This is a genomic window from Bacillus sp. FDAARGOS_235 (assembly GCF_002073415.2).
GTDB classification, from domain to species: Bacteria; Bacillota; Bacilli; order Bacillales; family Bacillaceae_G; genus Bacillus_A; species Bacillus_A toyonensis.
Genome location: NZ_CP020437.2, coordinates 3,197,335 through 3,213,179 on the forward strand (window position 1 = coordinate 3,197,335; position 15,845 = coordinate 3,213,179).

12 protein-coding genes and 1 riboswitch are annotated in these 15,845 nt (G+C 37.1%); of the genes, 5 read left to right on the forward strand and 7 right to left on the reverse strand.

Annotation, left to right across the window (positions count from 1 at the left end; all coding sequences use genetic code 11):
* The first annotated feature begins 375 nt into the window (after nucleotides 1–375).
* Nucleotides 376–510 carry a hypothetical protein gene (locus A6J74_RS30470; protein WP_000833064.1) on the forward strand — a complete coding sequence of 45 codons (135 nt, stop codon included), beginning with the start codon at nucleotides 376–378 and terminating at the stop codon, nucleotides 508–510.
* A 146-nt stretch (nucleotides 511–656) separates the two neighbouring features.
* Here A6J74_RS30470 and A6J74_RS18360 read toward each other — a convergent pair whose 3' ends face one another.
* The 6 genes from A6J74_RS18360 to A6J74_RS18385 all read right to left on the reverse strand — a co-directional run bounded on the left by A6J74_RS18360 (nucleotide 657) and on the right by A6J74_RS18385 (nucleotide 9,892).
* Nucleotides 657–1,958 (reverse strand): glycosyltransferase family 2 protein, encoded by a 1,302-nt coding sequence (locus A6J74_RS18360; protein WP_000988738.1) that lies wholly within the window; start codon nucleotides 1,956–1,958, stop codon nucleotides 657–659.
* Entirely contained in the window at nucleotides 1,955–2,710 is a 756-nt protein-coding gene (locus A6J74_RS18365; RefSeq protein ID WP_000794326.1) for a diguanylate cyclase domain-containing protein, read from the reverse strand. Before A6J74_RS18365 ends, A6J74_RS18360 begins: the two co-directional genes overlap by 4 nt.
* Before the next feature lie 263 nt (nucleotides 2,711–2,973).
* A complete protein-coding gene (locus tag A6J74_RS18370) occupies nucleotides 2,974–4,185 on the reverse strand; it encodes a NupC/NupG family nucleoside CNT transporter (RefSeq protein WP_001051016.1) in 1,212 nt (403 codons plus the stop codon).
* A 365-nt stretch (nucleotides 4,186–4,550) separates the two neighbouring features.
* Nucleotides 4,551–6,281, reverse strand: a complete 1,731-nt coding sequence (locus A6J74_RS18375; RefSeq protein WP_000760253.1) for a C40 family peptidase — start codon at nucleotides 6,279–6,281, stop codon at nucleotides 4,551–4,553.
* Between the two features lie 210 nt (nucleotides 6,282–6,491).
* Complete coding sequence (locus A6J74_RS18380; RefSeq protein ID WP_002040014.1) at nucleotides 6,492–7,376, reverse strand: D-amino-acid transaminase; 885 nt, start codon at nucleotides 7,374–7,376, stop codon at nucleotides 6,492–6,494.
* 587 nt (nucleotides 7,377–7,963) lie between these two features.
* The gene (locus A6J74_RS18385) at nucleotides 7,964–9,892 is read right to left on the reverse strand and encodes an LTA synthase family protein (protein ID WP_000665340.1); all 1,929 of its coding nucleotides are present in this window, start codon (nucleotides 9,890–9,892) and stop codon (nucleotides 7,964–7,966) included.
* Nucleotides 9,893–10,440: 548 nt separating this feature from the next.
* Between A6J74_RS18385 and A6J74_RS18395 the strand changes: the two genes are divergently transcribed.
* Together A6J74_RS18395 and A6J74_RS18400 are read left to right on the forward strand one after the other, a co-directional pair.
* Nucleotides 10,441–10,806 (forward strand): YkvA family protein, encoded by a 366-nt coding sequence (locus tag A6J74_RS18395; protein WP_000810376.1) that lies wholly within the window; start codon nucleotides 10,441–10,443, stop codon nucleotides 10,804–10,806.
* 50 nt (nucleotides 10,807–10,856) lie between these two features.
* Entirely contained in the window at nucleotides 10,857–11,348 is a 492-nt protein-coding gene (locus A6J74_RS18400) for a metal-binding protein (RefSeq protein ID WP_001139015.1), read from the forward strand.
* A 114-nt stretch (nucleotides 11,349–11,462) separates the two neighbouring features.
* Here the strand turns inward: A6J74_RS18400 and A6J74_RS18405 are convergent, their stop codons facing one another.
* Nucleotides 11,463–11,780 (reverse strand): magnetosome magnetite crystal formation protein family, encoded by a 318-nt coding sequence (locus A6J74_RS18405; RefSeq protein WP_001014094.1) that lies wholly within the window; start codon nucleotides 11,778–11,780, stop codon nucleotides 11,463–11,465.
* 296 nt (nucleotides 11,781–12,076) lie between these two features.
* Between A6J74_RS18405 and lldP the strand changes: the two genes are divergently transcribed.
* Entirely contained in the window at nucleotides 12,077–13,735 is a 1,659-nt protein-coding gene (lldP, locus tag A6J74_RS18410) for an L-lactate permease (RefSeq protein ID WP_001099311.1), read from the forward strand.
* Between the two features lie 71 nt (nucleotides 13,736–13,806).
* Nucleotides 13,807–13,922: riboswitch (TPP riboswitch) on the forward strand.
* A gap of 113 nt (nucleotides 13,923–14,035) precedes the next feature.
* The gene (gene thiC, locus A6J74_RS18415; RefSeq protein ID WP_000814457.1) at nucleotides 14,036–15,796 is read left to right on the forward strand and encodes a phosphomethylpyrimidine synthase ThiC; all 1,761 of its coding nucleotides are present in this window, start codon (nucleotides 14,036–14,038) and stop codon (nucleotides 15,794–15,796) included.
* Nucleotides 15,797–15,845: the final 49 nt, after the last annotated feature.

Here is a 15,845-nt window from a genome sequence, read left to right on the forward strand (position 1 = left end):
AAAGGGCTGATTTCATATCAGCCCTTTTTTATCCCTCTATTTGTGGCAGTAAGACACCCACCTCAAAATTCAGCAAAAGCAAAGAAGTTAAGTGGGGGATGAATAAAGCCCCACTGATTAAAGTTTCATTTTATATAGAAGAGATTTTAAATACAAATCAGGGAAATAAAATACTGTACTATATAAGTAGTATGCCTTTTATACGAAGAAAAAATGATAACTTTCGACAACATTCGATATTTTATGAATTCTATTCATATTTTTGTCAAAAATATGTCGGAAATGTGTTGTCACTTTTATGTATATGTGCTATATTATTTCCTGTAAGCGATTTCAAATAGTTTTAAAGCGCATTCAAGGGGGACATCTAGAATAATGAAACGTTACGAAAGAAAGTGGAAGCATATTTGTTTGAAACGTGTGGCACATCGAAATGTGCAAGAAAGCACGGAACCTAAGACTGAAACGCGCAAAGATCAGCAAGAGAAGCAATTGGTTCTACAAAAATAGCAATCACTTTTTCGTATATAAATGAAGGTCGATCGTTCGTTGGGGGATGGACGTGAAATTACTTTCAGCTAAGGGGTATTGTCTGATATATAATTTATACGGCAATAAATAAGCACAGAGCATACGGCGCTCTGTGCTTGTTTTTATTATTTATCTTTTTTGAATCGAACGGTTTTATCCCAGCCGATGACTTGTTTCTTGCTCTTTGCACGTAAGTATAAGATTAGACTGCGAATAAATAAATACGTGAAGAGCTGTGCGTACGTAAAGTACATGATGACGCTAATAAAAATATTCGTCGGTGTAAAGGTTCGTTCGACGCTCTGGGCACTAAATAATTGCGAAACATATGTAATATATGCAACATACCACATAAATAGTAACGGAATACTATATTGAATCTGGAATATCCCGAGTAGTCCAATGACAAACCAAACGTTTGAAATGATTAAAAATAGCCAAAATACGACATACACTAACACTTGCTGTAAGGAATGGACAAGAAGTTTCCCTTTAAAGAAACTTAATGAAGAAAACATCTTTTCTAAAATATAGAGATTTCCTTGGAGCCAACGTGTACGTTGTTTAATAAGAATTTTTAAATGCTCAGGTTCTTGTTCCCATGTAATCGATTCTGGAACGATTGGTAAGAGATAGCCTTTTTGTGTAATTCGTAATGTTAATTCAGCGTCTTCTGCAATTGCATAAGGATCATAGCCACCAAGCTCTTCTAAGGCAGAGCGACGAAGAAGCATGTTCGTTCCTGTTAGTGAACCTGTTTGGAATAGTAACCAGCGTCCAGATTGCATAAGGAGCTGGAAGATTTGAAACTCTAGTGAAATCATTCGTGTCAGCCAGTTTCTGTTTTCATTGACTGTACGAACGTGTCCAACAGCCCCAACGGCATCTTTGGTTGTTTCAGCATGTTCGACAAGCATTCGCAGAGCATGTGGTTCAGGTTGATTGTCCGCATCGTAAACGCAGAAATATTCACCATTCGAAATACTAAGCCCATAGTTTAATACACGTGATTTTCCTTTTGGTTCACCAGGCGGGACACGAATGTGACGGATATGAGCATAAGCTTTGTCAAAGTCATCACCAATTTCAGGTGTTTCATCCTGAGAATTATCGTTTAATAAATAAACAGTTAGTTTGCCTGGATATTCAATCTTTGCCATCGCCTCTAATGTATCTTTAATAACGACCCCTTCATTATGGGCGGGTATTAAAATATCAACGCTCGGATAATGTTCTAGCGTACGATCTTTTCGTTTACTATTTCGGTGAATTAAGCCTGCGAGTGTTAAGAAAGAATAATAAACGAGTAAGCCAGAGAATAGAAAGGCTGTAAAAATAAGTACGTATTTAATTGAAAATGCGATGCTAATCCAAAAAACGAGTACACAGAATAAAAGAAATAAAAGGAGTATAACAAGCGTCATCATAATAATGTCGGTCCTTTACTTCCGATTTGCTCTCGCGAAATTTTTATATCTTGAATTGCTTCAGCAGCAAGCCATTGCCCCATTTTTGGCTGTAGGCGGTTCATTACAATGTTAGCACCGGCTTCATTTGTGTTTTGTAGTAAAATAACCAGTGTATTGCTATCGTATTCAGCAGCAAGGTCAAAGTCATTTCTTACCGTTTCAACTAATAATGAAGCTACACGGTCCATGACGCTTTCTTTCGTGTATTTACTAAAGGAAGCGAAATCGAAGTATATGATAATACCTGATTCATTGCGACGATTCATTGCAGTTATTAATAATGCTTGTCTTCTTTCGAATTCTTGTCTCGTTAATAATTTTGATTCTCCAATGTATTGTTCTAGCGTTCTCACACGCTCAGTTAATTCTTTATTCTCATGAATAACTTTCTTTAATAGATGTGTTGAGATATAAACAATGAAGAAGTTTGCTACCATCAGGAAGTGAGTAATAATGTACTCCCATTGATCTGATGTACTCCATAAGTAAAGCCACGCTTGATAGAATAAATAGAATACCGAAATAATGGTTCCCAATATGAAGAAAACAAATGCGGTTTTATCAGGCAAAAATAGAAATAGTACATTAACGATTACATATATAATTGTAAAAATGAGAGCATGCTCATAATGCGTCACATGTACAGTTGTAAAATAAAATAAAATTTGTAAAATCCACATAGAGAAGACTTTATAGAAATTATTTTTCACAAAACTTTCCTCCTTAAAGGTAATTCAAGCAAGGATACTTGTAGTATGCGCAATTAATAAGAATTAGACCATGTAACTGCAATTCTTTTTTAATAGAACAAAATGAAGTAGTATCTCCCTTGCACAAGAAAAAATAAACAGACTTACTAATTATTGTATCATAATGTTTTGATATTTAAGCATAAAGTATTTCGTATATATAAAAAATACATTTACACATACAAAAAACCCTCCTCTATGGAAAGAGGAGGGTTGATATAAATTTATAGGAACATCATACCTGCAACTGCTGCGTTTAAGAAGTTCGCTAGTGTACCAGCGATAACTGCTTTAATCCCTAATTGTGCAATTTGTTTACGGCGAGTAGGAGCTAACGTTCCAGTTACACCTAATTGAATTGCAATAGAAGAGAAGTTTGCGAATCCACAGATTGCGAATGTTAAAATCAGATTTGTTTTTGCAGAGAAATCTGCCATATGTGGTCCTAAGTTTGCATATGCAACGAATTCGTTGATTGCAAGTTTTTGACCGATAAAGCTTGCTGCTTGTATAGCTTCACCTGGAGAAACCCCAATTAAGATTGCAAATGGTGATAATAAGTAACCGAAGATTAAATCTAGGCTAAGTTTAATATCGAACCAAGAACCAACCCATCCTAATAATCCATTTAATAAAGCGATTAATGCGATGAAAGCCATTAACATTGCTGCTACGTTAATAACAAGTTGCATACCTTCAGATGCACCACGTGCAGCTGCATCAATAACGTTTGCGTCTTCACGTTCTGTAGAAAGCTCAACGTTATTATCTACTTCTTCTGTTTCTGGCATAATTAGTTTTGCAATTAATAAACTTGATGGAGCTGCCATAATTGCTGCTGCTAATAAGTGTTCTAACGGAATTCCCATCGCTGCATAGCCGACAAGAACTGACCCGGCAACAGCCGTCATACCACTTACCATAATAGTGAAGAACTCACTATTTGTTAAGCGTGCTAAGTAAGGTTTGATTAAGATTGGTGCCTCAGTTTGTCCTAAAAATACAGTTGTTACTGAGTTTAAACTTTCTGCTTTAGAAGTTCCAAGAAGTTTACTTAATGCACCACCAACGACACTAACAAATTTCTGCATAATACCGAAATGATATAAGATTGCTACTAATGAACTAATAAATACAATTGGAAGTAGTGCTTGAATAAAGAAGACAAATCCCCAAGGGCCTTTTGCGTTGACTAAATCCCCAGCAACGAACTTAATTCCCTCGTAAGAAAAATTAATTAATCCTTGAACACCATCAGCAGCGTGTTTTAAACCTGCTTTACCAGCATCCCAGCGTAATACGATAAATGAAAATGACATTTGTAATGCTAGCGCGATTAAAATTGTGCGCCAATTAATAGCTTTGCGGTTGGAAGATAGTAAAAAAGCAATTGCTAATACTCCAATCACGCCGCCAATTCCCCATAAAAGATTCATGCAGTGTATGCTCCTTCCTCATAGTAAAAAAGTGTATAAACCAGTTGTCTATACTTTTGCGAATATAACATCTTAAGTAACTTATCATAATGGACATCGGAGGTCAAACGTCTAACGAAAAGTTTAAATAAAAAGAAAATTCTTCAAAAAAACACATATGAAATGAATAGACATGAAATAGGTTATGTTTTTTGTGGGAATATATTCATTGTGATAACGTTTTGAGTGATTTTTATAGAATATAGTGTACGAAATAGGAAAATGAACGCATAATTTTTGTGTGGAGAGAGAACGAAAGGGGATTACTATATTGAGTTCTTTAAAAAAGAGCCTTCTAGTAATCTAGAAGGCTCTGAAACTATAACTTAAGGTGCTTTCGTATAACCTAAGAAGTGGCTCTTCCAATAAGAGTTACTTAATGAAGCGATTGCTACCCCTTTATCTCCAGATTGGATAAATGATCCGCCCCCAAGGTAAATTCCCATATGAGAAGGACCTGCTTTATAAGTGTTTTGGAAATAAATTAAGTCGCCTGGTTGTGGACTTGAAGTTTTCGGTAAGCTGCTCCAATATCCCGCAACACTTTGACGGCTAATGTTATGACCAAATTTCTTAAATACGTGGTAGATGTAACCACTGCAGTCAACACCGTTAGCAGAAGTACCGCCCCAAACGTATGGTACACCTTGCATAGATTTCGCGTATGCAAGTAGAGAAGAAGTGTCACCGCTGTTGTTGCCTGTATTGTTGTTTTGATTGTTGTTATTTTGATTATTATTGTTGTTAGGCTTATCTACTGCACCACCAACTGGTGTTTTAGATAGGAAACGTGTTCCGATATAACCATTTTGGCCATTGTAGTTAATTTTACTCCATCCAGAGTTTTCAGAGATTACTTGCACCTTCTGTCCTTGCGAAAGTGCCCCTATGATTCTATAATTTGTACCTTCGCCACTACGTACATTTAGTGCAGAAGCATTAATGTAGTAGTCACCAATTGCACCTTGGTTAGGCTTTTCAGGTTGTTTCGGTTGTTCAGGAGTAGCAGTGCCACCTTTAACGAATTTTACAAACTCGCCACTCACAAAACCAGTTTTTCCTTGGTAATTAACTTTAAACCAGCTACCTTCAGATCCAACTACGTTTAATGTTGTACCATTTAACACGCCGCCAATTACACTATGGTAAGCAGCAGGGCCTGTACGAACACGTAGAGACGTTGCGTTAACAACGTAAGTACCACCAGTTTGAACAGTTACGTTATTGTTTTGATTATTATTTTGATTGTTGCCTTGTGAACCGTTTTCGTTAGAACCGCCCTTTGTTACGTAGTCTTTACTTATGTAGGCAGCTTGTCCTGCATAATTGATTTTGAACCAATCTTGAACTTCGCCAACGACTTGTACTACTTGTCCTTTTGTAATAGAAGCTACAGTTGTATGAGAAGTGCTAGGGCCTGTACGAACACGAAGGGAAGATACATTTACTGTATAGTTTCCGCTTGCTGGTTGTACAGTTTGTTGATTCGTATCGTTTGTAGCTCCTGTATTTGCAGAAACGCCTGATACGAACTGACCACTAACATAACCAGTTTGTCCATTGTGATTGATTTTCACCCAACCATTTTCTTGACCAATTACGTTTAATGTTTGTCCTTCATACACACGTCCTGAAACGGAACTGGAAGTGTTAGGAGCTGTACGTACACGTAATACATCGGCAGTAACTTTATTCTTTCCACCTGTTGTACTTACATTGGAATTAGTTGCTCCCTTTTTTGATACAAATTCGCCACTGACAAAGCCAGTTTTTCCATTATGGTTAATTTTGAACCAACCATTTTCTTCGCCAATCACGTTTAATGATTGACCGTTATAAACACGAGAGATGATATCTTGAGAAGTGCTTGATCCTGCACGAACATGTAATACATCAGCATTTACCGTGTAAGATGAAGTGTTAGGTGCAGAAGCTTGTACAGTTTGTGTAGCAGCTTTTTGTGTATTTTGTTCCGGGGCAGCTTGCACACTATCAAGTGTAGGTGCTGCTCCTCCTGCTACAGACACTGCGGCAAGACCGGCAAGGTATTTTTTCATAGTTTGTCGATTCCTTTCTGTCTGTAATGTAGTGAAGAAAAATTTACCAACTATTAAAAATTCTAAAAGGCATGTCGATTACTGTCAAGACTTATGCGGGAAACTGAATGTGACAAAAAGATTACAAGAAAAAATCAAGGTATGAATTTCTACCTTGATTTTGATTTAAATACATATATTAACATTATAGGAAATGGTAATTATTCGTATTTAAGAAGATGGTGTGTTTGATTTTAAAAGGCTTTGAGAAAAGGATTTTTGTATTGTTTTTGTAATGGGGCCAACTTGACCATCTCGAATCGCAGCTCCATCAAGGTGAGTCATCGGTAAGATTTCAATTGTTGTTCCTGTAAAGAAACATTCATCAGCTTGGTAAACGTCACGAATGCTAAAAAGTTCTTCTTGTACAGGAATGTGAAGAGTATTAGCTAAAGAAAGGACATACTGACGAATAATTCCATTTAAAATAAGATGATTGGCTGGATGTGTGTAGAGTGTTCCATTTTTAATTAAAAAGAAGTTGGAACGGCTACCTTCAGTTACAATACCATTTCGTACGAGAAGGGCTTCTTTACAACCTTTGCGTTCAGCTTTCGTAGCAGCTAATACATTTGGTAGTAAATTTAATGATTTAATATCACAGCGAAGCCAGCGAGTATCTGGTTCTGATATAGCACGTACACCATATTCAATCCATAAAGCCGGTCTTTCCTTTTTTGTGATATAGGCATAGATTGTCGGGGGAATGTCATATGAGAATGCATGAGTACGAGCTTGTACACCGCGAGATACTTGCAAATAAATGGTTCCATCTTCGTAGAAATTATTACTTTCAATGAGTTTGTACAGTAAGGTGATGAGCTCTGCTTTTGAGAAAGGGAGCGATAATTCTATTTCTTCTAGGGAGCGATATAGTCTTGTTATGTGCGGATCTAATAAGTGAAAGTTTCCGTTGTAGAGCCGCATTACCTCGTAGACACCATCTCCAAATTGCAAGCCTCTTTCTTCTAGTTCTATGTATGTTTTTTGTTTTGTTGTATCAATAACTGCATCATTCCAAAGTACAAATCTTTCATATGCCAATTTCCATCCCATCCTTTCGTAAGTACTGAAGTAAGGTGAAACTTTGATTAATCGAGCTTATACGGTTAGACCACCCATATGATTTTTGAATCCGGCCAAATTTTGAAGTGGGATTCCTATTGCTAGTTAACGCGGCATAAAATCGCTATAGTAATTTTTATGTAAGCAATACTCTACATATGACGTATATGTATTTGTAAATAATAGGGAAGTAATAGAGATTTATAGCATTTTGTATATACAAATTCGAAAATAAGAAATAAGAATCCTGCCTATAAATAAAAAAAGCAACATTCATATGGAATGCTGCAAAAGGAGGGTAGCTATCTTTCATAGGGATATCATCTTATTGAAGGTTTTGTACATGAGAACAAAACACTTTAAAAGACAATTAAAAGAAAGTAGAAAACAAACGGTTCGCATATTTCTTTAAGGGATCTTATTGAAGATGAGAGATAAGAAATATGTAGAACCTCGTTTGCATATTTTATTATAGAGATGTTTCGTTAATGTGGTGTGAATATTTGGTAAAGGTTATGTAATTTTAAAGTTAATGAATAGGAGAAGAAGGATAGCGGAAAATAAAAAAGAGGCTGAGATTACTCAGCGCTCTTCTTTTCTTCTTTAATAGCTGTTTTTACTTCACCAGTTTTAATCTTGTTACTTTCAGAGAAGCGAAGTAAGTCACCTTCAATGAGTTTGTCTGACATGTTCAATTCATTTTGGGCACGATCAATGAGTGGTTGAGATTCTTCTTTCGGTAATTGTACAACTTCGCCAGTAGCACGGTCGTAGAATGTACTGTTCGTGTACATGTACTTATCTGTAATGAAGCTACCGTCACGAAGAACAACGAATCCTTTATTATCAGGTGAGAATACGTCATGGCCAAATTGAATTTGATTCGTAGAATCTACACCAAGTAAGTTTAGAATAGTTGGTTTAATATCAATTTCACCAGTTGGTTTTGAAATTGTTTTACCTTCTTTTTGACCTGGAACGTGAATAAACATCGGTGTTTTTTGTAAGTTCATATGGTCAAATGCAGTAATTTCTTCTTTTCCTAAGAACTGTGCCATTGCACGGTTATGGTTTTCAGAAATACCATAGTGATCACCGTAGAATACGATCACAGAGTTGTCGTAAATGCCTTCTGCTTTTAGACGCTCAATAAAATGTTTCATTGCTTCGTCTAAATAGCGAGCAGTTACCATGTAACGGTCAAACACGCCATCACCAGAATTATATTCATCGATTAATTTCGTGTTGTCATCATAAGTGAATGGGTAATGGTTTGTTAAAGTAAGGAAGCGAGTGTAGAACGGTTGCTTCACTTCTTTTAACATATCGATAGATTGATCGAAGTATTCGATATCTTTTAATCCCCAATTTAATTTTGTTTCTGGCGTAATCTTGTAGTCAAGCTCGTTGTAGTAACGATCATAACCAAGTGCCGGATACATAATGTTACGGTTCCAGAATGTTGCGTTGTTTGCGTGGAATACCGATGTGTGGTACCCTTGCTGACGTAAAATTTCTGGAGTTGCTGTGTATTCGTTGTTACCGTGTGTGAAGAATACAGCACCACGGTCTAGTGGATATAAAGAAGTATCTACTAAGAATTCAGCATCAGATGTTTTACCTTGCCCAGTTTGATGGAAGAAGTTATCAAAGTAATAACTTTCTTTCGTAAATTGGTTTAAGAATGGTGTAACTTCTTGTCCGTTAACTGTTGCGCCAATTAAGAATGTTTGTAATGACTCAAGAGAGACAACAATTACGTTTTTTCCTTTTGCAGTACCGAACATATTTGGATCTGGTTTACTTTGTGTTGTTTTCACATAGTTTTCTGTTTCTTGTAATTTACTACCGTCTGCAAATGCCTTTTGTGAACTTGACTTCGCTTGTAAGCCAAGATCGTATGCTTGGTGTACATATAATCCTAAGTTTTTAACAAGCATAACGCGGTCGAATGAACGTGTTAATAGTTCTGGACGTTCAGCTTCTGCAAACCCTAGGTTTACGAAGAAAATAGCAACTGTTGACACGAAGTATAGAGAACGCATCGGACGTGCTACACGCTCTGTCGGTGCAAAGTTTTTCTTCTTCTTTAGTAAGATGAAGAATACGATAATATCCGCAAATGCAAGGATAATTTTGTAGTTAAATAATTCTTTCACACTAGAACCTAAGCTTCCAAAGTTAGAAGTTTGCCCTAGTACTGGTAAAGTAACGAAGTCATTGTAGAATCCGTAGAACATTACGTTACCAACAAGAATGAACGTTAAAACAAAATTAATTCCAAGTGCTATATAGTTACGTTTTTTTCCTTTTGCAAATAATGCAAGTCCCACAAACAGTAATGATGCTGCTAATGGACTAATGAATAAAATGAATTCTTGCATGAAAGATTCAAGTTTTAAATCAAAGCTTGTGCGTGTAATAATGTAGGTTTTCAGCCATACGGCTAAAGCTACGAATAAAGTGAAACGCACATTTTGAAATTGTGATTTCAAGGTTTCTTTCATTCATTTCCACCCTTTCTCTATCAGGCTTGGTCGATTTTGGAGCGAAAAATGCTAAAATAAAAAATACATAGTTTCTTTTGCCATAATTAGAGCTTCTATATTCACCCATATACGACTTTAACTATGCATACCCTTTTTTGGTTTCTTTTGCTGCTCATAAGTATAACGTCATTTCTGTATTATACAACAAAATTCATTTCTGAGAAACACTATAACATTTTACATTTTTTGTATGTGTTTTGTCACTACCAGAGAAAACTTTATCATTCGTTTATATGTCCGTCAACTAGAAAATATAACAAAGATAGAGAAGAATGTTAAGTGAAAGTGAAAATTTTCATGGTTGAGAAATAAGAAATGGAAATATGTAATGGTTTGTCTAGAAAACTATTATATGAAGGAAAGGGTATGAAAATTAACGAACACTTGTTCTTTTTAGGTTTGTTTGTTAAAATAAAAATTCATTGATAGATTATGTGTAATTTTGATGAACTTTTACTGGTAATATATTGTAGCTTATTTCTTTTGAAAAATAGGGGGGCTTTTACATGAAACAAAAATTTTCAGTTGAAGCGTTTTGGAAAAAAGTAAAACATGTTGCAAAGCAAGCCGGACAGTCGGTCATTTATGCCAGTTTATTACTGTTTTACGTTTTGCAAAGACCTGATGTTCCAAAGCGGGTGAAAATTATTGTAATTGGAGCACTTGCTTATTTTATTGCACCGATTGATGCCATCCCAGATTTCATTGCTGGAGTTGGTTATACGGACGATTTAGGGGCATTAACGGCGGCACTAATACAGGCGTCATTATATGTCAATGAAGATGTGAAAGATAAGGCACGAGTGAAGTTGGCAGAATGGTTTGGTTCGGATATAGACACATCATTTATCGATCAGAAATTAGATCAATAGGTGAGAACTGTCATAGAGTGACAGGGCGAACGTAAGCGAGGAAGTGCATTATGCCATCAGGAAAAACGCATACGAAAATAAACTTAATATCCCTTCCGGTTGTTTTGTTTCTGCTCTTTTCGTATGGATTAACAAATTTTGATTTTTTATTAACTTTTGCAATTGGCTTTTTAGTAGGTACTTCATTTTTAACACCTGATTTAGATACGTACAGTAATGCGTATAATAAATGGGGATTCCTGCGTATATTTTGGTATCCGTATAAGAAAGTAATGCCACATCGTTCCTTTCTTACACATACGATTATACTTGGTGATGTAATTCGTATTGCATACATGTTAATCGTATTTTCTCCGTTTTTATTTCTATTAAATGTAATAGCACTGGACGGGAACTTAATAGAAATTGCGAAAAAACATGAGGTGGAAATTAAAACGTTCCTAATGGGAATTGTTGTGGCGAGCACGCTTCACATTATAGCGGATAAAACGAATACGCGCCGAAAGAAAATGATGAGAAAAAAGAAGAAACGAAGAAGATAAAGTGAAACTTTAATCAGTAGGGGCATCCCCCGCTAATTATTAGCTCACACTAATCGGAAAAAGGACACTTGCAAATTGCAAGTGTCCTTTTTTTAAACAAACGTTTGTTTAAAATTAAGCTTTCAGCACTTTAATTCCTTTTACAATGTTCCAGATGAAGTAGTATAAGCTGATGATTCCGCAAATAGCTAAGACAATCATTGCTCCAATTCCAAGTGTTACATCTGGTTGGTCCGATCCGATGCCCATAATTCCTAAAATAGCTACGCCGATAAATGTAGCGATACTTGGAATGATATGTGTCCATAGAGCACGTTTTGCATGTGGCTTTGTTTCAGCATCCCCCACAATCCAAACGATGATTGGGAATAAGATAGGGGCAAATAGTACACTAAAGTATGATAAAGCAGCTAGTATTTTGTTTCCATTCATATATATCACCTCATAAATAATTTCCGTTGTTATACTATTATTATGCAGTAATTTTTACAAGCTTACTATCGATGAACATTACAAGAACGTGACGATTTTGTAAGATTTTTTCTTTAAATAATAAAATTTTCAAAAAAATCTTTTTTTATGGAAAACGCTGTGATAAAGTATAAATGGGATTAGATGAAAACGTTTTCTTGAACGTTTTTTATTTTTAGACTTAAAGGTATGATGACCTGATAGTCTATTGATGAGGTTATTCTATTTAAAAGGGGATTCTTTAGGGGGAGAGAACAATGAACACATGGACACAAGTTTATGATCCGTTCGGTAACATTTGGATTTCGGCAGCAGTCGCACTTATTCCAATCATCTTTTTTTTCTTAGCTTTAGCAGTTTTCCGCATGAAGGGGTATGTGGCAGGATTTATTACAGTTGTACTTACAATTTTAGTAGCGTTATTCGCTTATAAAATGCCGTTTACGATGGCGATGGCAGCAACCGGATACGGTTTTTTATACGGACTATGGCCAATTGCTTGGATTATCATTATGTCGGTATTTTTGTATAAAATTTCCGTAAAAACAGGTCAATTCGATGTCATTCGTGCATCTGTATTATCTATTACAAATGATCACCGTTTACTCGTTATTTTAATTGGTTTTTCATTCGGAGCATTTTTAGAAGGGGCTGCGGGATTCGGTGCACCAGTAGCAATCACGGCAGCGCTTCTAGCAGGTCTCGGATTAAATCCTTTATATGCGGCTGGTCTTTGTTTAATCGCAAATACTGCACCGGTAGCATTTGGAGCGATGGGAATTCCGATTACAGTTGCTGGACAAGTAACGGGTATTGATCCACATAAAATCGGACAAATGGCTGGACATCAGTTACCGTTTCTATCATTATTTGTTCCGTTCTTCATCGTATTTTTAATGGATGGGTTTAAAGGGGTAAAACAAACGTGGCCTGCGTTACTTGTAGCAGGTAGTTCATTTGCAATTACACAGTTTATTACAGCAACGTTTCTAGGGCCGGAGCTTCCGGATATTACGTCAGCACTTGTAAGTTTAGTGAGTTTAGCGCTGTTCTTAAAAGTTTGGCAGCCGAAAGAAATCTATCAATCTAAACAAGCAAATAGTGAAGTAGCGGCAACAACGACGACATCTATGCCAAAACTCACAATAGGAAAAGTAGTGAAAGCATGGTCTCCGTTCATTATTTTAACGGTTATGGTAGTTGTTTGGAGCCAAAGCTTCTTTAAATCTTTATTTGCTCCAGGAGGCGCTTTAGAAAGTCTTGTATTTAAGTTTGAAGTTCCAGGCTTACACAATTTAGTAATGAAAGCAGAGCCGATAGTAAATAAACCAACGCCTTATGAAGCAATTTTGAAATTAGATGTTTTATCAGCGACTGGAACGGCAATTTTAATTGCTTGTATTATTTCTATCTTTATTTTGAAAATGAGTGCAAAAGATGCAGTAGCGACATTTAAAGAAACGTTAAACGAACTTAAGATGCCAATTCTATCTATCGGATTCGTATTAGGATTCGCATTTATCGCAAACTATTCTGGTCTATCTTCTACATTAGCGCTAGCGCTAGCAGGAACTGGCGGACTATTCCCTTTCTTCTCACCATTCCTAGGTTGGATTGGTGTATTCTTAACAGGATCCGATACGTCTGCGAACGCACTGTTCTCGAATTTACAAGCAATTACGGCACAGCAAGTTGGCGTATCTGAAGTACTTCTCGTTGCGGCAAATACAACAGGTGGTGTAACAGGTAAGATGATTTCTCCGCAATCGATTGCAATTGCTTGTGCTGCAGTTGGACTTGCCGGAAAAGAGTCGGATTTGTTCCGTTTTACAGTGAAGCATAGTTTGTTCTTCGTTATTATCGTTGGTATTATGACGTATGTACAGGCATATTATTTAACGTGGATGATTCCATAAACAATAAAAGAAATAAACTTTTCATTTTTCAGATTATCGTGTATGATGAGAAAGTATTGAAAATTAAATCAGTGATAAACTAGGGGTGCCTAACGTATGCGTAGGCTGAGAGAGAAGCGCGTGAACTTCTTAACCCTTTGGACCTGATCTGGCTCGTACCAGCGTAGGGAAGTTAGCGGCTTTACATAATGATGTCTTTTATGAGCCAGGTCCTTATTTTTTTATGGACCTGGCTCTTTTTGTTTTGGCATACGCTGGCCATATCTCGTCCTTGTCACGTACAGGGGGGCAACAAAGGTTATGAAACAATCTGTTTCAGCTGAACAAATTGAATTGAAATCGAGTTTACCAGGAAGTAAGAAAGTGTATGTAGATGGACCACGGGAAGGTATGAAAGTACCGATGCGTGAGATTGCACAAAGCGATACGAATGGTGTCCAAAATCCGCCCATCCGTGTGTATGATACGAGTGGTCCTTATACGGATCCGGCCTATAAAGTGGAGCTGGAAAAGGGGATTCCAACGCCGCGTCATTCTTGGGTCATGGAGCGCGGGGATGTAGAGGCATACGAAGGGCGTGAAGTAAAACCAGAGGATGACGGTGTGAAAGTGGCTTCGAAACATACACCTGTTTTCCCGCAAATGGATCGTAAGCCGCTTAGAGCGAAGGAAGGTGCAAATGTTACGCAAATGCACTATGCGCGTAATGGCATTATTACGTCTGAGATGGAGTATGTTGCGATTCGTGAAGGAGTGGAGCCTGAGTTTGTTCGTAAGGAAATTGCAGAAGGTCGTGCGATTTTACCAGCGAATATTAACCATCCGGAAGCAGAACCGATGATTATCGGACGTAACTTTCATGTGAAGGTAAATGCAAATATCGGAAACTCTGCTGTATCTTCTTCTATTGCAGAAGAAGTAGAGAAGATGACATGGGCAACGCGCTGGGGTGCAGATACGATTATGGATTTATCTACAGGTAAAAATATTCATACGACGCGCGAATGGATTATTCGTAATGCTCCTGTACCGGTTGGAACTGTGCCCATTTATCAAGCGCTTGAGAAAGTAAACGGAATTGCAGAAGATTTAACGTGGGAAGTGTACCGTGATACGTTAATTGAGCAAGCGGAGCAAGGCGTTGATTACTTTACGATTCACGCTGGTGTATTACTTCGTTACATTCCAATTACTGCAAAACGTACGACAGGTATCGTTTCACGCGGTGGTTCGATTATGGCGCAGTGGTGTTTATTCCATCATAAAGAAAACTTCCTATATACTCATTTTGAAGAGATTTGTGAAATTATGAAGCAGTACGATGTTTCATTCTCGCTTGGAGATGGATTACGTCCAGGTTCGATTGCAGATGCAAATGACGAAGCGCAGTTCTCGGAGCTTGAAACGCTTGGTGAATTGACGAAAATCGCTTGGAAACATGATGTGCAAGTTATGATTGAAGGACCTGGACATGTACCGATGCACTTAATTAAAGAAAATATGGAGAAAGAACTTGATATTTGTCAGGGCGCGCCATTTTATACACTTGGGCCGCTAACGACAGATATTGCACCAGGATATGACCATATTACATCCGCAATTGGAGCAGCAATGATCGGCTGGCTTGGAACGGCGATGCTTTGTTATGTAACGCCGAAAGAACATTTAGGTTTACCAAATAAAGATGATGTTCGAGAAGGGGTTATTACGTATAAAATTGCAGCACATGCGGCTGATCTTGCGAAAGGGCATAAAACGGCTCATCAGCGTGATGACGCACTTTCAAAAGCACGTTTCGAATTTCGTTGGCGCGATCAATTTAATTTGTCTTTAGATCCTGAACGTGCGATGGAGTATCACGATGAAACGTTACCAGCAGAAGGAGCGAAAACAGCTCATTTTTGTTCAATGTGTGGACCGAAGTTTTGTAGTATGAGAATTTCACATGATATTCGTGAATATGCGAAAGAAAATGACTTAGAAACGACAGAAGCAATTGAAAAAGGAATGAAAGAGAAGGCGAAAGAATTTAAAGATACTGGTAGTCATTTATACCAATAACACGTTACACCTCTTTACTTGATTGATCACACTGTAGTACCTAACTTAA